This window comes from Silvimonas iriomotensis, from assembly GCF_014645535.1.
Lineage (GTDB): Bacteria > Pseudomonadota > Gammaproteobacteria > Burkholderiales > Chitinibacteraceae > Silvimonas > Silvimonas iriomotensis.
In genome coordinates, this window is sequence record NZ_BMLX01000001.1 from 598861 (window position 1) to 619881 (window position 21021).

General features: G+C 60.5%; 18 protein-coding genes. 13 read left to right on the top strand and 5 right to left on the bottom strand.

Features of this window, described 5'->3' with window-relative positions; translation table 11 throughout:
- Positions 1–4: 4 nt before the first annotated feature.
- The 5 genes from IEX57_RS02725 to IEX57_RS02745 all read right to left on the bottom strand — a co-directional run bounded on the left by IEX57_RS02725 (position 5) and on the right by IEX57_RS02745 (position 3617).
- Positions 5–439 (bottom strand): YeeE/YedE family protein, encoded by a 435-nt coding sequence (locus tag IEX57_RS02725; protein ID WP_188702063.1) that lies wholly within the window; start codon positions 437–439, stop codon positions 5–7.
- An 11-nt stretch (positions 440–450) separates the two neighbouring features.
- Complete coding sequence (locus tag IEX57_RS02730; protein WP_268238295.1) at positions 451–765, bottom strand: ArsR/SmtB family transcription factor; 315 nt, start codon at positions 763–765, stop codon at positions 451–453.
- 99 nt (positions 766–864) lie between these two features.
- Positions 865–1284 (bottom strand): DUF805 domain-containing protein, encoded by a 420-nt coding sequence (locus IEX57_RS02735; RefSeq protein WP_188702064.1) that lies wholly within the window; start codon positions 1282–1284, stop codon positions 865–867.
- Positions 1285–1419: 135 nt separating this feature from the next.
- The gene (locus IEX57_RS02740; protein WP_188702065.1) at positions 1420–2214 is read right to left on the bottom strand and encodes a transporter substrate-binding domain-containing protein; all 795 of its coding nucleotides are present in this window, start codon (positions 2212–2214) and stop codon (positions 1420–1422) included.
- A 263-nt stretch (positions 2215–2477) separates the two neighbouring features.
- Positions 2478–3617 carry a metallophosphoesterase gene (locus IEX57_RS02745; protein ID WP_188702066.1) on the bottom strand — a complete coding sequence of 380 codons (1140 nt, stop codon included), beginning with the start codon at positions 3615–3617 and terminating at the stop codon, positions 2478–2480.
- A gap of 252 nt (positions 3618–3869) precedes the next feature.
- Between IEX57_RS02745 and IEX57_RS02750 the strand changes: the two genes are divergently transcribed.
- The 13 genes from IEX57_RS02750 (at position 3870) to IEX57_RS02810 (ending at position 20908) form a co-directional block, all read left to right on the top strand.
- Entirely contained in the window at positions 3870–4451 is a 582-nt protein-coding gene (locus tag IEX57_RS02750) for a DJ-1/PfpI family protein (RefSeq protein ID WP_188702067.1), read from the top strand.
- An 18-nt stretch (positions 4452–4469) separates the two neighbouring features.
- Positions 4470–5963, top strand: a complete 1494-nt coding sequence (locus IEX57_RS02755; RefSeq protein ID WP_188702068.1) for an FAD-linked oxidase C-terminal domain-containing protein — start codon at positions 4470–4472, stop codon at positions 5961–5963.
- Positions 5963–7072 carry a glycolate oxidase subunit GlcE gene (gene glcE, locus IEX57_RS02760; protein ID WP_188702069.1) on the top strand — a complete coding sequence of 370 codons (1110 nt, stop codon included), beginning with the start codon at positions 5963–5965 and terminating at the stop codon, positions 7070–7072. The genes IEX57_RS02755 and glcE overlap by 1 nt, the downstream gene beginning before the upstream one ends.
- Before the next feature lie 18 nt (positions 7073–7090).
- Positions 7091–8329, top strand: coding sequence for a glycolate oxidase subunit GlcF (gene glcF, locus IEX57_RS02765; RefSeq protein ID WP_188702070.1), 1239 nt, complete (start codon positions 7091–7093; stop codon positions 8327–8329).
- 621 nt (positions 8330–8950) lie between these two features.
- Positions 8951–10240 carry an MFS transporter gene (locus IEX57_RS02770; protein WP_188702072.1) on the top strand — a complete coding sequence of 430 codons (1290 nt, stop codon included), beginning with the start codon at positions 8951–8953 and terminating at the stop codon, positions 10238–10240.
- A gap of 275 nt (positions 10241–10515) precedes the next feature.
- Entirely contained in the window at positions 10516–11766 is a 1251-nt protein-coding gene (locus tag IEX57_RS02775; RefSeq protein ID WP_373285154.1) for a porin, read from the top strand.
- 168 nt (positions 11767–11934) lie between these two features.
- A complete protein-coding gene (locus IEX57_RS02780) occupies positions 11935–14256 on the top strand; it encodes a glycoside hydrolase family 28 protein (RefSeq protein WP_229708625.1) in 2322 nt (773 codons plus the stop codon).
- Between the two features lie 207 nt (positions 14257–14463).
- Positions 14464–15288 carry a triose-phosphate isomerase gene (gene tpiA / locus IEX57_RS02785; protein WP_229708627.1) on the top strand — a complete coding sequence of 275 codons (825 nt, stop codon included), beginning with the start codon at positions 14464–14466 and terminating at the stop codon, positions 15286–15288.
- A 30-nt stretch (positions 15289–15318) separates the two neighbouring features.
- Positions 15319–16374, top strand: a complete 1056-nt coding sequence (locus tag IEX57_RS02790; protein WP_188702077.1) for a class 1 fructose-bisphosphatase — start codon at positions 15319–15321, stop codon at positions 16372–16374.
- Positions 16375–16423: 49 nt separating this feature from the next.
- Positions 16424–17473: a class II fructose-bisphosphate aldolase gene (fba, locus tag IEX57_RS02795; RefSeq protein ID WP_188702079.1), complete on the top strand. Its 1050-nt coding sequence runs from the start codon at positions 16424–16426 to the stop codon at positions 17471–17473.
- Positions 17473–18411 (top strand): 2-dehydro-3-deoxygluconokinase, encoded by a 939-nt coding sequence (gene kdgK, locus IEX57_RS02800; RefSeq protein ID WP_308433851.1) that lies wholly within the window; start codon positions 17473–17475, stop codon positions 18409–18411. The genes fba and kdgK overlap by 1 nt, the downstream gene beginning before the upstream one ends.
- A gap of 49 nt (positions 18412–18460) precedes the next feature.
- Positions 18461–19252 (top strand): GntR family transcriptional regulator, encoded by a 792-nt coding sequence (locus tag IEX57_RS02805; RefSeq protein WP_188702081.1) that lies wholly within the window; start codon positions 18461–18463, stop codon positions 19250–19252.
- 39 nt (positions 19253–19291) lie between these two features.
- Positions 19292–20908 (top strand): methyl-accepting chemotaxis protein, encoded by a 1617-nt coding sequence (locus tag IEX57_RS02810; protein WP_188702082.1) that lies wholly within the window; start codon positions 19292–19294, stop codon positions 20906–20908.
- Positions 20909–21021 lie beyond the last annotated feature (113 nt).

A 21021-nucleotide genomic window follows, 5' to 3' on the forward strand; every position in this document is an offset into this window, starting at 1 on the left:
GCCCTTAATGCAAACCGTGCTGCAACAACCAGACCGTGACAAAACCCACCGCCATGAACGTCAGCGTGGCGACCAGTGAACGGGCCGACAAGCGCGACAAGCCGCAGACGCCGTGCCCGCTGGTGCAACCAGAGCCAAGGCGCGTGCCAAAACCGACCAGCAAGCCGGCAATGACCAGCAAGAGACTGGACGCGCTGATCTGGATGGCGGGCAGCGCCGCCACGCCGCGCCACAGTACCGGCGCCAGCAACAGACCTGCTACAAACGCCCAGCGCCAGATATTGGCGCGCTCTGGCTTGTTGAAGAACAAACCGCCCAGAATGCCGCTGATGCCGGCAATGCGGCCATTGAGCAAGAACAGCCCGCCCGCCGCCAGGCCAATCAAGGCGCCACCAGCAAGGGCAGACCACGGGGAAAAATGCATCCAGTCTATGGTCATGAGAATACTCATCAAGGGGTAGGGCAATACAGGGCGTACAGCGTGCCCAGCAGGGTAAGGACGCGTTCATCGGCCACGCTGTAGAACACCTGCTTGCCCTCACGCCGGGTGTTGACCAGGTTTTCCTGGCGCAATACACCCAGCTGTTGGGATAACGAGGGCTGGTGCAGATCCAGCAGGGTTTCCAGTTCGCTGACGGATTTCTCCCCCTGGCTGAGCATGCACAACAGCAGCAAACGGTCAGGATTGGCCAGCACGCGCAAGGTGGCCGTCGCCGCCTGCGCACCCTGGCGCATGGCTGTAAAAGAGGGTTGAGGATGGTTCATGCCAGCGCACGTCCGGATGGGTCAATATGCAAAATTATATTATATAAAAATATATAATGTAAATCATGCTGACGGGGCAACTGGACCACCCCGAGTCGCCTAGTGCTGATGATTGTGAAACGGTGGAATCGGCGGTTCGGGCTCGTCGAAATCAAGGCGCGGGGACGGGCCGTAGCGGTTGGCGCCAGGGGTGCTTTGCTGCAGCATGAAGACCAGCAACACAATGCCGCCGACAATGGGCAGGAACACCATCAGCAGCCACCAGCCCGCGTGATCGCCATCGTGCAGGCGCCGTACGGCCACAGCCAGTGACGGGATCAGCACGGCAAGCCCGTAAAGGGTGGTCAGAATGCCAATGCTGCCTTCGGGCGAGACAATCAGAAAGCCGAAAAGATGGTCTGCTGCGCGCAAGATCAGGTTGATGATCAGGTTGCATAGCGCAAACATCCAGAATTCCTTGCGCCGGGCGCGCCCGGTAAAGCCGGTGTAGTTCTGTAATACGGCCACATACCAGTTCATGCTGGTTTCTCCTGTGCATCTTGAGGTTTTATAGCCAAAGATTGCCAGGAATAGCAGGGCGGGGAGGAAAGCGGGGAGAACAGCAATGAAAAGGGGCGGACAGGCTGCCCGCCCCCTTGTGCCGCAGCGTGGCGATTACTTGGTCGCCGCGGCCTTGAGCACGGTGATCTGCGTGTACTGATGGGCAATGCGATCCAGCGTGCCGTCGGCCTTGAGGGCCTTCAGGGCATCGTTGATCTGCTGATGCAGCGCGGTGTCGCTCTTGCGCAAACCCAGGCCCATGCCGGCACCGAACAACGCGTTGTCCTGCAGCGGGCCGCCGGCAAAACTGTAGCCGTTACCGAAGGCGGTTTTCAGGAAACCGGTATAAGCCGCCTGGGCGTCTTGCAGCGAGGCGTCGATCTTGCCCGAGATCAGATCAAGGTAAACCTTGTCCTGCGTGGGGTATTGCACCAGCGTCACGCCATAGGGCTCCAGATGCGCTTTGGCCCAGGCATCGGAGACCGAATCTTTCAGCACGCCCACCCGCTTGCTTTTGAGTGCGGCGGGGGTCGGTTGCAGATTGCTGCCTTTGGCCGCGACCAGTTGCACGGGCACGCTGTACATCGGATCGGTAAACGCAACGCTTTTGGCGCGCTCTTCGGTAATGTTGAGCGAGGAACCAATCAGATCATAGCGGGCGGTCAACAGGCCGCTGATCAATTTGTCGAACGGGGTTTCTACCCAGCTGCACTGGGCGTCGAGCTTTTTACAGACCGCATTGAGGATATCGATATCCAGGCCCTGCAGCTTGCCGGCTGCGTTCTTGGAAGCAAACGGCGGGTAGGCCGTGTCGATGCCGATGCGGATGGCCGGCCCCTTGGCCGCGATCGCCATGCTGCTGCCGCAGGCCAGCAGTAGTGCAAGCACAAGTGACTTGTGCACCTTCATGTGTCTCTCCGTCTGGTACGCGTATTGAAATAGTCAGGAAGGATCTGAACCGGGCGGTTAGATCAGTTTATTCTTTTATGCTAATAGCATTTGGGGGCGCTACTCTGGCAGGACTGATACATCACCGCAAGACCGTTCGTCCCCAAGGGCCGGAACGCGCTGAAAAACGGTCAAAACAGCGGGACGGCGGCAGACAGACGGCCAGAAACGCACATGGCCACCCGAAGGTGGCCATGTCATAAAACACACGTTATCAGCCCGGCTCAGCTTGCCGGTACCAGGCGCACCCGGGTGATCTCTGACGGCGCGCCAAACCGCTTGGGCGGGCCCCAGTAACCGGTGCCGCGGCTGGTATAGACCCACAGCCGGTTCAGCCGGTTTAACCCGGCGGTAAACGGCTGCTGAAAGCGTACAAACAGGTTCCATGGCCAGAACTGGCCACCGTGGGTATGGCCCGACAACTGCAGGTCAAAGCCGGCTTCATCCGCGGCGATGGCAGAACGTGGCTGATGCGCCAGCAACACGCGCGCACCGGCGTTATCCGGCGCACCGGCCAGTGCGGCCTGCGGATCACTGCGTTGCGCCGCGTTGAAATGATGGGCGGTGTAGTCAGTAACCCCGGCCAGCACCAGCGGCGCGCCGCCGTGGTCCAGCACCACGTGTTCGTTCATCAGCACATGCAGGCCCAGCCGGCGCAACTCGTCCGTCCACTCATCCGCGCCCGAGTAATACTCATGATTGCCCGTCACAAAGTAAGCGCCATAGCGCGCTTGCAGGCGGGCCAGTGGTGCGGTGTGGGCGGCCAGATCAGCCACGCTGCCATCGACCAGGTCACCCGTCACGGCGATGACATCGGGCTGGAGCGCGTTGACCTTGTTGACGATGGCATCCAGATAGCGGCGTTTGATGGTCGGGCCAACGTGGATATCGCTGATCTGCACAATCGTAAAACCGTTGAGTGCGGCGGGCAGGTTCTCCAGCGGGACATCCACCTGCACCACCCGCGCACGGCGCCGCGCGTTGGCAAAGCCGATAACGCTTGCCAGCAAGGCCAGCACCGGCACGGCCATGGCAGAGCTGCTTTTCAAGGTGGCAAACCCGGCCGCCGGCAAGGCCAGATAGCCCACCAGCAGCACGGGCTCACGCAGCAGCGTCAGTACAAACAACGAAGAAAACAACCCCATGGCCAAAAGGCCCGTCCAGGCCAGGCGATCAGACAGCGGCTGGCTGGAAATACCACGGGCCACCAGCCCGAGTGGCAACAACAAGGTAGAGATCACCAGCCAGATCACGCCAGCGGTGATCACCGCAGAATCAAACGGTAGCGCGGGCAAGATGCGCAGACCGATATATAAATGCAGCAACGCAACCACGCTGCTGGCAAACAGCAAACGACGACGCATGAATTTGCTCCGGAAACGTCAGTAGCGGCAAGCGGTGCCTGCCGTATTCATGCTAGATGGGTGGGGCCAGCGGCAGATTCAAGCGTCATGGCCCGGATGCGGCCCCCGCAGGGCGACACGCTGGCGGCTGCGCCCGCGCAATCTGCCCGCCAGGAACTGGAAAACTGGCAGGCGGCGGCCGTGCTTTTTGTGTACTAGCTTGAAGCCAGAGCAGCGGCTTTTACCGTTGCCACGATTCTGCGGAGCATCATCATGAGTGCGAAAAAGATTCTGGTTCTGGCCGGTGATTACGTCGAAGACTATGAGCTGATGGTGCCGTTTCAGGCGCTCTTGATGGTAGGCCACAAGCCCGATGTGGTTTGTCCCGGCAAGAAAGCCGGTGAGCAAATCCGCACGGCCATCCACGATTTTGAAGGCGATCAGACCTATAGCGAGAAGCGCGGCCATAACTTCACCCTGAATGCCACGTTCAGTGAAATCAACGCCACTGCTTATGATGCGCTGCTGATTCCTGGCGGCCGCGCGCCCGAGTACATCCGCCTGAATAAAGATGTACTGGACGCGGTGCGCCACTTTGCCAAAACCGACAAACCCATTGCCGCCATCTGCCATGGCGCGCAGTTGCTGGCCGCAGCCGGCGTGCTGGAAGGGCGTAGCTGTTCCGCTTACCCGGCTTGTGCGCCCGAAGTGCAACTGGCCGGCGGCAAATATGCCGAGGTCGAGATCACCGCCGCCCACCGCGACCGCAATCTGGTCACCGCACCTGCCTGGCCGGCGCACCCGGCTTGGCTGGCGCTGTTTCTGGAGGTATTGGGCACGAAGATCACGCTGTAGGCCTCAGGCAGCCTTGTCATGATGGCCGATAGCGGCAAGCCCACGGCAGCCCGTCTGCAACTGAAAACACGCCTTGTCGAGGCGCTGAGCGCGGCTGTGCCGGCGTGTCAGTTGCTGACTGAGGACGAGAGCCTGGCCCCCTATGAGACAGATGCGCTGCCGGTGTATCGGCAATTGCCGCTGGCGGTGGCGTTGCCGGCCGATGAATCGCAAATCCAGGGCGTATTGCGGGTGTGCCGGCGGCTGGGTGTGCCGGTGGTGCCCCGTGGCGGCGGTACCAGTCTGTCTGGCGGGGCAACGCCCATGCCCAACAGCCTGGTGCTGTCGCTGGCCCGTTTGAACCAGGTGATCAGCATCGACCCGCTGGCGCGGACCGCCACCGTGCAGCCTGGTGTGCGCAATATTCGTATCTCTGAAGCTGCCGCGCCGTTTGATTTGTACTACGCGCCTGATCCTTCCTCGCAGATTGCCTGCACCATCGGCGGCAATGTGGCGGAAAACGCCGGGGGTTTGCATTGCCTGAAATACGGCCTCACGGTGCATAACATCCAGCGCGTCCGCGCAATCAGTATGGATGGCGACATGCTGGAGTTCGGCTCACTGGCCCCTGACACGCCCGGGCTGGATTTGCTGGCGCTGCTGATCGGCAGCGAAGGCATGTTTGCCGTGGTGACTGAAATTACGGTGCGGCTGATCCCCAGACCGGCCATGGCGCGACTGGTGCTGGCGACTTTTGATGATGTCGAAACCGCAGGTGACGCCGTGGCAGCCATCATTGGCGAGGGCATTATCCCGGCCGGGCTGGAAATGATGGACAAGCCCGCCATTGCCGCCGTCGAAGCGTTTGTCCACGCCGGCTATGATCTGGACGCCGCAGCCATCTTGTTATGTGAGGCCGATGGCAACCGCGAAGAAGTGGCCGAAGAAGTAGCGCGCATTTGCGCCGTGCTGCAACGCCACCATGTTCGCGATGTGCGGGTGTCGGCCAATGAAGCCGAGCGCCTCAAGTGGTGGTCTGGCCGCAAAAACGCCTTGCCCGCAGCGGGCCGGCTGGCGCCCGATTACTTTTGCATGGATGGCAGTATTCCGCGCCGGGCCATCGGCAAGTTGCTCAAGCGCATTCAGGGCATGGAAGCGGTCTACGGGCTGCAATGCCTGAATGTGTTTCATGCGGGCGATGGCAACCTGCATCCGCTGATCCTGTTTGATGGCAATGATCCGGATGAGCTTCATCGCGCAGAAGACTTCGGCGCCGATATCCTGGAGCGTTGTGTCGAACTGGGCGGCACCATTACCGGTGAGCACGGCGTCGGCATCGAGAAACTGGATTCGATGTGCGTTCAGTTCACCCCGGCCGAGCGCGAGACCTTTCTGGCGATCAAGCGCGCTTTTGACCCCGCCGGTTTGCTCAATGCCGACAAGGGCATTCCCACCCATGCCCGCTGTGCCGAATACGGCCATATGCATGTCAGCGGCGGGCGCCTGCCGTTTCCCGACCTTGAGAGGTTCTGATGGGGGGCAATGCGGCGCTATCCACGCCTGTTCTGGACCGCCTGCGTGATCAGGTGCTGATGGCCCAGGCCGCTGGCACGCCCCTGCGCATTCGTGGTGCCGACAGCAAATCGTGGTACGGCAACCCGGTGACCGGCCAAATGCTCGATACCCGCGATTACAAAGGCGTGGTGGCCTATGACCCGGCCGAGCTGGTGATCACCGCCTGCTGTGGCACACCGCTGGCCGACATCGAGGCCACCGTAGCCGAATGCGGGCAGATGCTGCCGTTCGAGCCGCCTCATTTTGGTGCCAGTGCCACCCTGGGGGGCTGCGTGGCGGCCGGTCTGGCCGGGCCGCGGCGCCCGTACGCCGGGGCGATCCGGGATTTCGTGCTGGGGGTGACGATCATGAACGGGCGCGGCGAAGTCATGCGCTTTGGCGGCCAGGTCATGAAAAACGTGGCCGGTTATGACGTCGCGCGGCTGATGGCGGGCTCGCTCGGCACGCTGGGGCTGATTCTGGAAGTCTCTCTGCGCCTGTTGCCCGTGCCGGTGGCGACGCGCTCGCTGCGGTTTGTGATGGATGAAAACCAGGCCATCGAAACGCTGAATCACTGGGCAGGCAAACCGGTACCCATGAGCGCCTCGGCCTGGCATGAAGGCGAATTGATGCTGCGCCTGTCGGGCAGCCATGCAGGGGTAGAGGCCGCTGTCGCCCAACTGGGCGGGGATTTTGTGGCAGAAGAAACCGCTCAGGCGTATTGGCAGGCGCTGCGTGAGCAATCGCATGATTTCTTTGCGCCGCAAGCCGCGCAAGAGGGCACCGCGCTATGGCGGGTTGCCGTGCCACCCACCACCCCGGCGCTGGCGCTGGAAGGCGCGCAATGGCTGGAATGGGGCGGCGGCCAGCGCTGGTGGCGAACCCATGAACCTGCGGCTGAAATCCGCCGGATTGCCGATCTGGCGGGCGGTCACGCCACCTTGTTTCGCAGCGGCGCCGGAGCAGAGCAGGGCGTGTGCGCGTTTTCATCCTTGCCCGGCCCGATGGCCACCATCCAGCGCCGTCTCAAGGCGGTGTTTGATCCTTCCGGCATTTTCAATCCACACCGTATCGACCCGCGATTCTGACGTGGACACCCGCCCATCATGCAAACCCGTCTGCAACAAACCGTGCGCGACACCCCTGAAGGCGAAGAGGCCGAAGCCATTTTGCGCAAGTGCGTGCATTGCGGTTTTTGCAATGCCACCTGCCCGACATACCAGATCCTGGGCGACGAACTGGATGGGCCACGTGGGCGCATCTATCTGATCAAGCAGATGCTGGAAGGCCACGCCACCAGCGCGGACACCCGCACGCATCTGGACCGCTGCCTGACCTGCCGCAATTGCGAGACCACCTGCCCGGCCGGGGTGCAATACGGCCGGTTGCTGGAAACCGGCCGGCAAATGGTACTCAAACGCAATCCGCGCACGCTGACAGAACAGGCCATGCGGCGGGCACTGGCCGCGTTTTTGCATAACGGCATTCTGTTTACGCCGGTGTTGCGCCTTGGACAGGTGTTGCAACCGGCATTGCCGGCGGCGCTGGCCGATCATATTCCGGCCCGGCGTCTGGCCGGCGGGGTCTGGCCGCGTGGCCAGCACCCCCGCAAGATCATTTTGCTGCAAGGCTGCGTACAACCCAGCATGGCGCCCAATATCAACCGCGCCACCGCCCGCGTGCTGGATAAAGCCGGCATCCAGACCTTGCGTGCGTCTGGTGCGCAATGCTGTGGCGCTATTCGCCAACATATGGATTTTGATGAACTGGCGTTAAAAGACGCGCGCCGCAATATCGACGCCTGGTGGCCCATGATTGAGGCCGGGGCCGAGGCCATTGTCAGCAATGCCTCAGGCTGCGGTGTGGCGCTCAAGGAGTACGGCCACCGTCTGCGCAATGACGCCCGTTATGCGCAAAAGGCCGAACGCGTCTCGGCGCTGAGCCGGGATATCGCAGAGATCATTGAACCCGTAGCCCGGCAACTGGCGCAGCAGGCACGCTGGCCGTCGCCAGCGGGCGTGGCGTTTCATCCGCCCTGTACCTTGCAACACGGCCTGCAATTGCGCGGCAAGGTCGAAGAGATTCTGGCCGCCTTCGGCATCAATGCCAGTTTGCCGCAGGACGCCCATCTGTGTTGCGGCTCTGCCGGCACGTATTCGTTGTTTCAACCAGACCTTGCGCGCACCCTGCGTGACGACAAGTGCCGGGCGCTGGTCAAGACCGGGGCCGCCTGCATCGCCACTGCCAATATCGGTTGCCTGGCGCACTTGCAAAACGGTACGGCGATGCCCGTGCTGCACTGGATCGAGATCATCGACAGCATGATTTGCGGCACCGCAATATAAAGAACGGTGCTGCGTCCGTTTTAGCTGAACGCCGCCTGCAGCAAGGGCTTGGCGCTCCGGTTATCCGGCTGCCAGCCACCGGCCGTCTGGCTGATCGGGGTGTCGCCTAAAGGTTGCAGTCCATTTTTTGATTTAACGCAAAAAAACTGTAACACCCTGGCCAAGGCTTTCCTCCTGCCGACCCGCATCTTCCTTGGGTTTCCCCATTTTTCCTGCCTTTCCGGGCAAATGTAGTTTGATCCAGGGTACCTACAAAGCGCTTGTCATGCTGATATATTAGGCGCAGCATTCTGATATATCACCAATGCAGTGCGGAAATGCACGCATCTGGTGCGTTGCACAAAAAACTGAGAAAGAACAGTGCCATGCGCTGGCCCGGCATAACCCGTTCATCATGAAAAAGCGGGAAGACCACCGGTAAATGGCTGTGCATACGGGCAGTGCAGACTGCCGTATCTGATGTTGATGGTTTGAATTCAATTTGCAGAGGTCGACGGTTTTGGCAAGGTAACGCCACAACCCGAACGATCCGGTTAAATTCAGCCGCGCTGGAGTCCGGACCTGGTCAACAAGCCAGGCCGGAGCGGCTGGCTTATCAATCAAGTGGTTGAAGGATACGTCATGAATAAAATCAAAGGCATGCGCTGGTGGATGGTGGGGTTGGTCACCGCGGGGCTGATTGTCAACTATCTGGCCCGCAACACGCTGTCGGTGGCTGCACCTACCATGATGGAGGAGATGCATTTCACCGCCAAAGAGTACTCATGGATCGTGGTCTCCTGGCAGATCTGTTACGCCTTTATGCAGCCCGTTGCCGGTTACGTGCTCGATACCATCGGTACCAAGATGGGTTTTGCCATTTTTGCACTGGCCTGGTCGGTGGCTTGTGCTGGCGCTGCCATGGCAACGGGCTGGCAAAGCCTGGCGTTCATGCGCGGCTTGCTGGGGCTTAGTGAAGCGGCGGGGATCCCGGCGGGGGTGAAAGCCACCACCGAATGGTTCCCGGCCAAAGAGCGCTCGGTCGCCATTGGCTGGTTCAACATCGGTTCTTCCATTGGCGCCTTGTGCGCGCCGCCGCTGGTGGTCTGGTCCATCCTGCACGGCAGCTGGGAGTGGGGCTTCGTGATCGTGGGTGGTCTGGGCATCATCTGGACCGGTCTGTGGATGTGGCTGTACAAGCACCCCAAAGACCAGAAGCATCTGTCCAATGAAGAGCGCGATTACATCCTGGCCGGTCAGGAAGCCAAGTACGCCGAAGCCAGCACCAAAAAGGCATCGTGGAAAGAAATCCTGCGTAACCGTGACTTCTGGTCCATTGGTATCCCGCGTTTCCTGTCTGAACCGGCATGGCAAACCTTCAATGCCTGGATTCCGCTGTACATGGCGACTGAACGCCACATGAACCTGAAAGAGATCGCCCTGTTTGCCTGGTTGCCATTCCTGGCTGCCGATATCGGCTGCGTGCTGGGTGGTTATCTGAGCCCGCTGTACCACAAGTATTGCAAGGTCTCGCTGTTCACTTCCCGCAAGATGGTCATGGTGACCGGTTCGCTGTGCATGATCGGCCCGGCTTGTGTCGGCCTGGTTGCCAGCCCGTACGCTGCAATTGCGCTCTTGTGTGTTGGCGGCTTTGCCCACCAGACCCTTTCTGGCGCGCTGTATGCCATTACGTCGGACGTGTTCGGCAAGAACGAAGTGGCGACCGCCACCGGTCTGGGCGGCATGTTCGGTTACCTGGGCGCCACCTTGTTCACCCTGGTGTTTGGCGTGCTGGTAACGCAAATCGGTTACAGCCCGCTGTTTGTGGTGCTGGCGTTCTTTGACATCGTTGCGGCCGTGATTGTCTGCCTGCTGGCCCGTGAACGTGTGATTGTGACCCAGGCACCGGTCGGCGCTGTTGCCACTGCCTGATTGATTTGCCGGATGCCGGCCCGGGCGGTAGTGCACCCCGGTCCGGCGGACAGGAACAAGGCGTGATCTGCTGCATCTGAACGCCTGAAGCTCAAACAAATACCTGGTATTGCTTTTTTTCCGCCAGCCTGGCGGAAAGGGACTTTTTACGCCCGCATTTTGCAATCAGACCAATCAATTGCGAATGAATTGCAGTACTACAAGGCCGAATGAATCGGCGTTTTAAAATGGGGAGTATCACAATGGAAAGAAGTGGCAATTTCAGAGTGAAAGCCATGCTGCTGGCTGGCGCATCGGTTTTCAGTTGTATCTGTGCTCCGGCGTTTGCCGATGTGAGCCAGGCCATGAAAGACCTGGATATTCAAACCACCATTTATGGTTTTCTGAATGGCCAGATTGAATCGGTTCAGGCTGAAGGTGGCGCTACGCCATATAATTCGCGTGGCCGTGTTTCTGATGGCAATTCCCGCCTTGGATTTTCCGGCTCTATTGGCATTAACCAGTACGCCAGAGGGATCTGGCAACTGGAAGGTGGCCTGAATAACTTTGAAAATGGTGGCGTGAATGACCAGGGTAGTTCCGCTACGCTGGAATCGCGCAATACATTCATTGGTATTGACGACACCCGCTTTGGTCGCCTGATTGCCGGTAACAATGATTCGGCGTATCGCAGCCTGGTGGGTTCCGGCGGTGAACTGGGCGGTAACCTGGGTCTGACTTCGCACGGCCTTGACGTTCTGAACAATACCTCGGCCCAGATGACCGGTAACGCCAACAGCATCTTCAGCCGTGGCGAAGCCCGCTACAAGAACTCCGTGCATTACACCTCGCCGGTGTGGGCAGGCTTTCAGGCCGCGGCCTCTTACGGGTTTGACGAGAACGAAAGCAACGGCGGCAATCGTGGCCGTTACTCGCTGGCAGCCAAATACGGCATTGGCGGCTTTGAAATTGGCGCCGGGTATGATCGCCAGGCCAATACCGGTGTGCTGACCGATAACCTGAGTGCCGGTTATGGTTTCCAGACTGGCGCGGTCAATAACGTCGATACTTATTTTTACAAGCTCGTTGCCTCGTACAAATTCCCGACCAAAACCTATGTGGGTGTCGGTTATGAAGTAGCCAATTACGGTTATTCGCAATTCATACCGGCCAGCGGCACCAATCTGTATCCGTCCACAACGCTGGGCAAAATGAAACAGAATGGCTGGATGATTTCTGCTGCACAGGATATTGGCGAAAACATTTCCTTGATGGCCGGTTATTCAAAACTGGGCAAGCTTGATGATGCCACTTATGCCAATCCGGAAGATTACGAAGCCACGCAATGGTCGGTCGGCGCCATGTACAAGTTCAATGATTACTTGTCCACTTATGTTTATTACACCGATATCAATAACAAGTCCCAGCAAAGCGTGAATCTGGGACAAGCGCCGATTTACAGCAACAACTCGGGAACCAGCAGCGCCTATCTGGCCCCGGGTGATAGCCCGCGCGCATTTGGTGTTGGCCTGATCGCGCACTTCTGATTTCCCGGCGCATTCGCGCCAGAAAGCAATCACCGTGGCATACCCCGGTACGGTTTTTCCGTACCGCAGGGAGCGGCTTGCCGCTCGCCAGCCGGTGTTTGGCCAAAACAACGATGAAACCACGGGCAGTTGCGTACAGCGAAGGCCCGGTTCCGGAGAAGTCAAATCATGAAAATGAACGCATCCAGAGCGCTGTTGCAGCGCTGGAAAGGGGCGGCGGCCCTGACTTGTGCAATGGCCGCAACTGCTATTGCCATGACCGCGTGCGGCGGCGGTAGTGATAACGCCAATGCCAACAGCTATTCGTCCGACAAGCCGTTCCAGGTTGGTACGGTCAGCTATGACGCCAATCTGCCGCCAGAGCCGACGCTGCCGACGGACACCCAGGTGTGTGCCACCCTGTACGCACAGCCCAATACCATTGGCTCTAACCAGGTGCCAATCGTCAGCCGTCCTGATGGCTCGCTGCCACCGGAAGCAGATCCGTCCACCTCGGGTGCCGGTGTCGCAACCACCACATCCAACCCGGATCAGGCGCGTATCCAGGCTGCACTGAACGCTTGCGGTGCCTCGGTTGACGCAGAAGTCGGCGCCAGGATCCAGGCCGCTGATGCCGCCGCGACTGCAGCGCAAACCCTGGCCAACGCCCAGGTCACGCTGCGCCAGTACGATTACGCCAAGCAAGCCTATACCACCACGCAAATGGCACAGAACATTGCCGGTGCAACGGGTGAAGAACTGGCCAAGCCGACCTACAGAGCGTCCAAGTTTGCCGTGCGCCTTGTGGTCAGCCAGGGGGCTGATGGCTCTAACGGCTTTATCAGCGGCCCGCTGACGCTGCCGTCGGGCGTGACCTTGTGGATCGACAAGGGCGTGACGCTCTACGCCTCGCGCGATGTCATGACCTATCTGGCCGGGACCAGCACCTATTGCGGCAACACCGCAGTGAGCGCGACCAAGGCCGGTAGCTCCAGCAACTGTCTGGCCCTGATCAACGGTAACAACCTGGTGAACTCTGCCGTGATGGGTGATGGCCGTATCGATAGCCGTGCTTACTCGGAAATCGTCACGTCCAACAAGCTCTATCCGTTGATGAAAGTGGACATGACGTGTTCCAACACCTACGCCTCCTACGCGATCGGTGCGCAAGCTACCAACGGCACTTCTTGCGACAACGGTGGCACGGTTGTGGATACCAAGTCTTCCGCCCGCAACATGACCTGGTGGGATCTGGCTTATCTGGGCAACATGGTGCAGAACGGCACGACCGGCGCTGGCTCGCAGTCCAACTTCCGCATGATGGTGTTCAACTACGCCAAGAACCTGACGCTGTATCGCATTACCCTGAACAACAGCGCCAACTTCCACGTGGTACCAAGCGGTGTTGACGGCCTGACCGTGTGGGGCGTGAAGGTACAAACCCCGACGCTGGCCGCGTTTGCCAACCCGGCTGGTAACGGTAACCCGCTGTATACCGGCGCCACCTTCACTGAAGACAACGTCAAGAACACCGACGCGTTTGATCCGGGTTCGGCCAGCAAGGCGACGCAAGTGGCCCTGGTGACCAGCGGCAGCAACACGGTGACCACGCCTGTCAGCGGCGGTACTTCGACCATCGCATCGACCACCACCTCTTCCAGCACCGGCAAGATCTCGTTTGACGGCTATCTGAAGAACTTCGTGTTCGTGTTCAACCACGTCAGCACCGGCGACGATGACATCGCACTGAAGGGCAGCAACAACCCGACGCCTGGTTCGACCTACGTCGGCCCGCTGGGTAACAGCCTGTTTGCCATCGACGGTAACCGTGATGTTCGTTCCGATCGCAAGTGGGGCATCATCATCGCCCACAACCACATCTACTGGGGTCATGGTATCTCGATCGGTAGCGAAACCAACTCCGGTGTGACCAACGTGCAGGTGTACGACAACTCGTTCGAAGGTTCTGAAGAAGGTCTGCGTATCAAGTCCGACTATGCGCGTGGCGGTGAAGTCAGCAACATCACCTACACCAATATTTGTATCAAGAACGCGCAAAACGCCTTGCTGTTCACCCCGTACTACAGCACCAAGGCACTGCCGACCATTACGCAAAACGGTGTGACGTATACCAAGTACCTGGACCCGAACTTCCATGACATCACGTTGAACAACGTGCGCATCATGGGTACTTCGAACGCCAAGCTGCAGGGTTTTGCAGCCAACACCGGTGGCTCTGGCAATGCGCAACTGCCGCTGACCATGACGCTGAACAACGTGGTTGCTGACAACGCATCGGCCGTCACCATGAGCGCCATGTCGGATGCCAACCTGACCATCAAGGGCGTCAACCTGCCGATCTTTGGCAGCACTTCGGACAACGTGACGGTGAATGGCCAGGTTACGCAAGCCGTTGACCCGAGCAAGGTTGTCGATTGCAGCAACGCCTTCGTCGACTTCCCGGCCATTGGTCAATCCAACCTGTTTGGCTCTACCTGGGCTTCCCAGTAATCCAGAGCACTGCGCGCGTCACCCCGTGGCGGTGGCGCGCTTCTCAACCTCCCGGCAATGCCGGGAGGTTGTTCTTCCCGATCACAGCTTGTTGACCCGATCCGGTTTGCCTGTGCAACCGTCAGCCTGATCCGGTCAGCGATGCTGGCATGTATGCCAATCGCATAGACATTTGCAGCGTTTTAACGGCCCTAACAGGACAGGGAAATGGCTGAAATGAAAAAAGGACCGCTGTCGGCTTTCACAAGAAGCCCGAACAAAGCGGCCAATGTGCTACCGGTCCAGCCCGCACGCCAGCGGCTGGTTATCGGGAACTGGAAGATGCATGGCGATCTGGATTTATGCCTGGAAACCGTCAGTGTGCTGGCGGACGTCGTGGTGCCTCAGGTTGCGCTGGTGTTGTGCCCGCCCGCACCTTACCTGGGCGAGATACGGCGTCTGGCGCAAGGCACGCGGCTGGCTATGAGTGCGCAGAACGTGGCCGAGTTGTCTGGCGGCGAGCGGACCGGCGAATGGTCTGCCCGCATGCTGGCAGAGATCGGCTGCAGCTACGCCATTGTCGGGCATTCAGAGCGGCGGCGGCATCACCTGGAGTGCGATCAGCTGACGGCAGCCAAGGCCCAGGCGTGCCTGGATGCCGGGATCACGCCCGTGGTGTGCATTGGTGAAAGCCGGCTGGAGCGCGACAACCAGCTTACGGAACACATCCTCTCGCGGCAGTTGCGCCATCTGGTCGAGATCCCGGGCTGGCGTGAGGTGGTGGTGGCCTATGAACCGGTCTGGGCCATAGGCACGGGCACGGCGGCCACGCCGGATGAAGCCCAGGCCGCGCACGCGTTTATCCGCGCTTGCCTTGCTGAAACCGACCCCGTTGCCGCGGGCGAAATCAGCGTGCTGTACGGCGGCAGTGTCAGCGAACACAACGCGGCGGCGCTGTTTGCGATGCCGGATGTCGATGGCGCCCTGGTGGGGCGCGCATCGCTGTCGCCGCAGGCGCTGTCCCGCATCTACAAGGCAGCAGTGCGCTCCTGAGCGCGGATGGTCATGTCAGACAGGTGAATCATGAGTATCAATCTTTCTACTTTCATTGCAACTGAATGCGCGTCCGATGATCGTCATCCGGTGGCGCTTTACCAGTTGATCCATCAGGTGGCCATGTGCTGCCGCACCATTGCAGCGGCGGTGGACCGCAGCGCGCTGGCCGGGACCACCGGCAGTGCGGGGGTCGATAACGTGCAGGGCGAAGAGCAGAAAAAGCTCGACATCATCGCCAACGATATCTTGCTGACCGGCACGCGTGAACACGTGGCGCTGGCCGCGCTGGCCTCGGAAGAAATGGCGCGTATCAGCCGCACCAGCCAGGAGCGCACGGCAGGGCAGTACTTGTTGCTGTTTGATCCGCTGGATGGATCGTCCAATGTCGATATCAACGCCCCGGTCGGCACCATTTTTTCGATCCTCAAATGCCCTGGTGCGCGCGTTGCCGCCACCGAGGCCGACTTTTTGCAACCTGGCTCTGAACAAGTCTGCGCCGGCTACGCCATTTACGGCCCGGCCACCATGCTGGTGCTGACTACGGGTGACGGCACGCATGGCTTCACGCTGGAGCGCACGACCGGCGAGTTCATCCTTACCCATCCGCGCATGGCCATCCCGCGCCAGACGCGCGAGTTCGCCATTAACACCGCCAATACCCGGCATTGGGAAAGCCCGGTCAAGCGCTATGTACAGGAATGCATGGCCGGCACCCACGGCCCGCGCCAGCAGGATTTCAACATGCGCTGGGTGGCGGCCATGGTGGCCGATGTCCACCGCATCTTGCTGCGTGGCGGCGTGTTCCTGTACCCGCAAGATGCCCGCGAAGTCAGCCGCTTTGGCAAGTTGCGGCTGCTGTATGAAGCCAACCCGATGTCCATGCTGGTGGAGCAGGCCGGCGGCAAAAGCAGCACCGGGCACGAGCGCGTGATGGATATCCAGCCGCACACATTGCACCAGCGCACGCCGGTCATGCTGGGCTCACGCGATGAGGTGGAACGCCTCGAAAACTATCACCAGCACGCCCGCCGTCCGCTGCCAGACCTCGTCGACGCCCTGCGTAACCTCTGGACCGAATACTGATCAGATTTGCCCCGGGTGCACGCTGCATCCGGGCACAAGGAGTTTTGTCATGCCCCTCGTTTCCATGCGCCAGTTGCTGGATCACGCCGCCGACTACCAGTACGGTTTGCCGGCATTCAACGTCAATAATCTGGAGCAGATGCGCGCCATCATGCTGGCGGCAGACCGTACCGACAGCCCGGTGATCGTGCAGGCGTCGGCCGGTGCCCGTGCCTATGCCGGTGCGCCGTTCCTGCGTCATCTGATCCTGGCGGCCGTCGAAGAATTTCCGCATCTGCCCATCGTCATGCATCAAGACCACGGCACCAGCCCGGCGGTGTGCCAGCGCGCCATCCAGCTGGGTTTTTCTTCGGTGATGATGGATGGCTCTTTGCTGGATAACGGCAAAACCCCGGCAGATTACGACTACAACGTGCACGTTACCCGCACCGTGACCAGTTTTGCCCACGCTTGCGGCGTCTCGGTAGAGGGCGAACTGGGGTGTCTGGGCAGTCTGGAAACCGGCTCAGCGGGCGAAGAGGATGGCGTGGGTGCCGAGGGCACGCTGGATCACAGCCAGATGCTGACCGACCCGGAAGAAGCCGCCGCCTTTGTCGCCGCGACCGGTGTTGATGCACTGGCCATTGCCATTGGCACCAGCCACGGCGCCTACAAGTTCAGCAAGCCGCCCACCGGCGACACGCTGGCGATCGACCGCATCCGCCAGATTCACGCCCGCCTGCCCAATACCCATCTGGTCATGCACGGCAGTTCTTCCGTACCGCAAGACTGGCTTAAAACCATCAACGATCACGGCGGCGACATTGCCGAAACCTGGGGCGTACCGGTGCCCGAGATCGTCGAGGGCATTCGTCATGGCGTTCGCAAGATCAACATTGATACCGATCTGCGCCTTGCCGCCACCGGCGCCATCCGCCGCGCTTTCGCCACCCACCGTGACGAGTTCGATCCCCGCAAATATCTGGGCAAGGCCACCGAGGCCATGCGCGATATCTGCATTGCCCGTTATGAGGCTTTTGGCGCTGCCGGCAAGGCCAGCCGGATCAAACCGGTGAGCCTGGATGCCATGGCCGCCCGTTACGCAAAAGGAAACGTCTGATGAATGCCGCCCGCTCTGAAATGCGTCAAACCATTGCCGTGATCGGTGAATGCATGGTTGAACTGCAACGCCAACCGGGCGGGCTGGCGTACCGCTTTGGTGGCGATACGCTGAACACCGCCGTTTACCTGGCGCGGCAGCTCAAACCGGCACCGTTCGACGTCGCCTATGTCAGTGCGCTGGGCACCGACAGCCTGTCAGAGGAAATGCTGGCCAACTGGCAAGCCGAAGGCATTGTGACCCGTTGGGTGCAACGTCTGGCGGATCGCCTGCCGGGTATTTATCTGATTGAAACCGACGACGCCGGCGAGCGCACTTTTCACTACTGGCGCAAGGACGCCGCTGCCCGCTACTGGCTGCACGGGCCGGACACCCAGCGCGTACTGGCCGTATTGGCCCGCACCGACGTGGTGTATTTATCCGGCATCTCTTTGGCCATTTTGACCCCGGCCGATCGGGACACCCTGTTTGACGTGCTGACGCAATGCAAGGCCCGCGGCGGCATGATCGTGTTCGACAACAATTATCGCGCGCGCCTGTGGGAGAGCCCGGCCGTGGCCGCAGCCTGTTATCGCCGCATGTTGTCACTCGCCAGCCTGGCCTTGCTGACGCTGGATGATGAGGTTGCCCTGTATGGCGAAGCCGACGTCGAAACCGTGATTGCCCGCACCCGTGCGCTGGGCGTGGCCGAGGTGGTGATCAAGCGCGGCGGCGCAGCCAGCGTGGTCGCCACCGATGCCTTGCGGCTGGAAGTCGCACCTGTGCCGGTCACGCCGGTGGTGGATACCACGGCGGCGGGCGATTCGTTTGCCGCAGGTTATCTGGCCGCGCGGCTGACCGGCCAGGGGCCGGGCGCGGCCATGCAGGCGGCGCACAAACTGGCCGGCGCTGTCATCCAGCACCGTGGCGCGATCATTCCGGTCAGCGCCATGCCCTGATCCGCCTGCACAAGACCCCAAAACCAACAAAAAATAACGGGAATATCCCATGCACGAAGCGCGACCCGGCCCGGCTCTGCAGACCGAAGAGGCCCTTGAGATCAGCGTCAGCTTGTTTGAGGCCGCCAACGGCGCACCCGACGCAAACCGGCCTAGCGCCGCGCTGCGGGTGTATCTGAGTTTGCGGCAGCAGATTGTCGATATGGTGATGCTGCCCGGTGCCCGCATCAACGAGAAAGAAATTGCCGTAACGCACGGCACCAGCCGCACGCCGGTGCATGAAGCAGTGCGGCGCCTGGTGGAAGAAGGTCTTGTGGAAGTCACCCAGCGCGTCGGTACCTACGTGTCGCGTATTCCGCTGGACCGGCTGGGCGAGGCCATGCTGGTGCGCACGGCGCTGGAAGTCGCCATCGTGCAGCGCGCCGCCATGCGGGGCAGGGCAGAGGACATCGCCCGGTTGCGCCGTTTGTTGTCAGGGCAACTGGCCTGTATTGCTGCCGCCGATATCGTCGGGTTTCACCGCGCGGACGAAGACTTTCACGAAGCGCTGGCCGATATTGCCGGGTTTCCCGGGGTCTGGCGGATGATCCAGCAAGCCAAGACGCAGATTGACCGCTACCGCCGGCTGACACTGCCCATGCCCGGACGGATGGAAGTGGTGGTGGCCGAGCACGGGCAGGTGGTGGCGATGCTGGAAGCCGGCGACGCCCTGCAAGCCGCCGCGGCCATGCGCGAGCACCTGGATCAAGTGCTGCCGGTGCTGGAAATCGCCCGCACGCATCGCCCTGAATATTTTATTGCGCACTTGCCTGACAACCATCAGGCCGGGCCGTACTGGTAAACCGCCAGGCCAGATTTTATCAAGCATGGAGCTGTCATCATGAAACTTTCCACCCGGCTGGGCCTGATCGTGGCCAGTGCTATTCTGGGGCTGATTGTCGTGGCCTTTGTGGCGCTGCACACCCTGCATGCCAACATGCTGGCCGACCGGCGCGATGAAATCCGGACTGTGCTCAGTCTGGCAAAGCATCAGGTGGCGTATTACCAGTCGCTGGAACAAAGCGGCAAACTGGATCACCAGGCAGCGCAAGCACAGGCTGTCGCCGCGCTCTCCGGCCTGCGTGATGGCAAGAACTACTTGTGGGCACGCACCACGGATGCGCTGGGTCTGGTTCACCCCAACCCGGCGGTGATCGGCAAGGTGGACTGGGGCGCCAAAGTGGCCAGCGGCCGCAGCAATTTTGAGGAATACCTCTTCCGGCTGCGCGATACCGACTACGCGTTTTTTGACGACATGACCAAGCGCCCGGGCACCGACGTGCTGGTACCCAAAATCAACGGCGTAACCCGCATCGACGGCTGGAACTGGCTGGTCGGCTTTGGCGTGTTTGTCGACGATATCGAACACGCGTACTGGCAACTGGTCTGGCATTTTGTGCTGATTGGCGTGCTGGGCCTTGTGCTGGTCAGCGCGCTGGCCTTTGTCATGTCGCGCCACATTTACCGGCAACTGGGGGGCGAGCCCGACTACGCCGCCCAGGTCGCCCGGGCGATTGCGGCCGGTGATCTGACCCGCTCGCTGAGCCAGTTCAGCCGCAGCCGGCCTGATTCTTTGCTGGGCTCCATGGCCACCATGCAGCACAGTCTGCGCGGCATGATTGAAGGCATTCAGCAAGGCGCCCAGGCGCTGGCGCAGGCGGCAGGCAATCTGACGCAGCAGATCGAGCAGATTCGCCAGGCCTCACGACAGTCTTCCGACGCGACCGCCTCGACTGCTGCCGCGATCGAACAGATGTCGGTCAGCATTGACCAGATTTCTCATTCCGCGCGCGAAACCGAGAAAAACTCCAGTCGCACCACCGTGCTGGCCGGCGAGGGCGAGGCGCTGGTGGGCAAGGTCTCGACAGAAATCAATGGCCTGTTGACCGAGGTCAACGCCGCCTCCGAGCTGATTGCCGGGCTGGTGGAACGCTCGCGCGAGATTGGCGGGGTGTCGGGCGAGATCAAGGAAATTGCCGATCAAACCAACTTGCTGGCCCTGAACGCCGCCATTGAGGCCGCCCGTGCCGGCGAGCATGGCCGGGGCTTTGCGGTGGTGGCCGATGAAGTACGCAAGCTGGCCGAGCGCACCTCGCAAGCAACCGGCCGTATCGGCCAGATGGTCGACGCCATCCGGACTGACACGGATGAAGTGGTGAACAGCATGCATGCGGTGACGCCGCGGGTTTCTGGCAGCGTGCACATGGCGGGGGAGGCCGCGCATGCGCTGCAGGCCATCAGCGCTGATGCCAATGCCAACCTGGAACGTGTGCGCGATGTAGCCAATGCGGCGTCGGAACAAAGCGTGGCCAGTAATAGCGTGGCGGTCAATGTGGAACGAATTGCGCAAATGGTGGAGGGCTCTGCTGCCTCAGTCCATATTGCGACGCAGAACGTGCAGGAATTGCAACAATTGGCGACCGGTTTACGTCAGTCAGTTTCACGCTTTCAATTGTAAATATCAGTTCTAATATCAGCGTTTTCTTATTTTTATGATTTGAACTGACCAGTTGTAATTGATTGTTTGAAAGATATAAAAATGGCGAACTCATGATTGAGTTCGCCATTTCC

What these genes read in the sequence shown, in the direction of transcription:
- IEX57_RS02725 (WP_188702063.1), bottom strand. Translation starts at nt 439, where the DNA reads ATGACCATAGACTGGATGCATTTTTCCCCGTGGTCTGCCCTTGCTGGT.
- IEX57_RS02730 (WP_268238295.1), bottom strand. Translation starts at nt 765, where the DNA reads ATGAACCATCCTCAACCCTCTTTTACAGCCATGCGCCAGGGTGCGCAG.
- IEX57_RS02735 (WP_188702064.1), bottom strand. Translation starts at nt 1,284, where the DNA reads ATGAACTGGTATGTGGCCGTATTACAGAACTACACCGGCTTTACCGGG.
- IEX57_RS02740 (WP_188702065.1), bottom strand. Translation starts at nt 2,214, where the DNA reads ATGAAGGTGCACAAGTCACTTGTGCTTGCACTACTGCTGGCCTGCGGC.
- IEX57_RS02745 (WP_188702066.1), bottom strand. Translation starts at nt 3,617, where the DNA reads ATGCGTCGTCGTTTGCTGTTTGCCAGCAGCGTGGTTGCGTTGCTGCAT.
- IEX57_RS02750 (WP_188702067.1), top strand. Translation starts at nt 3,870, where the DNA reads ATGAGTGCGAAAAAGATTCTGGTTCTGGCCGGTGATTACGTCGAAGAC.
- IEX57_RS02755 (WP_188702068.1), top strand. Translation starts at nt 4,470, where the DNA reads ATGATGGCCGATAGCGGCAAGCCCACGGCAGCCCGTCTGCAACTGAAA.
- glcE (WP_188702069.1), top strand. Translation starts at nt 5,963, where the DNA reads ATGGGGGGCAATGCGGCGCTATCCACGCCTGTTCTGGACCGCCTGCGT.
- glcF (WP_188702070.1), top strand. Translation starts at nt 7,091, where the DNA reads ATGCAAACCCGTCTGCAACAAACCGTGCGCGACACCCCTGAAGGCGAA.
- IEX57_RS02770 (WP_188702072.1), top strand. Translation starts at nt 8,951, where the DNA reads ATGAATAAAATCAAAGGCATGCGCTGGTGGATGGTGGGGTTGGTCACC.
- IEX57_RS02775 (WP_373285154.1), top strand. Translation starts at nt 10,516, where the DNA reads ATGCTGCTGGCTGGCGCATCGGTTTTCAGTTGTATCTGTGCTCCGGCG.
- IEX57_RS02780 (WP_229708625.1), top strand. Translation starts at nt 11,935, where the DNA reads ATGAAAATGAACGCATCCAGAGCGCTGTTGCAGCGCTGGAAAGGGGCG.
- tpiA (WP_229708627.1), top strand. Translation starts at nt 14,464, where the DNA reads ATGGCTGAAATGAAAAAAGGACCGCTGTCGGCTTTCACAAGAAGCCCG.
- IEX57_RS02790 (WP_188702077.1), top strand. Translation starts at nt 15,319, where the DNA reads ATGAGTATCAATCTTTCTACTTTCATTGCAACTGAATGCGCGTCCGAT.
- fba (WP_188702079.1), top strand. Translation starts at nt 16,424, where the DNA reads ATGCCCCTCGTTTCCATGCGCCAGTTGCTGGATCACGCCGCCGACTAC.
- kdgK (WP_308433851.1), top strand. Translation starts at nt 17,473, where the DNA reads ATGAATGCCGCCCGCTCTGAAATGCGTCAAACCATTGCCGTGATCGGT.
- IEX57_RS02805 (WP_188702081.1), top strand. Translation starts at nt 18,461, where the DNA reads ATGCACGAAGCGCGACCCGGCCCGGCTCTGCAGACCGAAGAGGCCCTT.
- IEX57_RS02810 (WP_188702082.1), top strand. Translation starts at nt 19,292, where the DNA reads ATGAAACTTTCCACCCGGCTGGGCCTGATCGTGGCCAGTGCTATTCTG.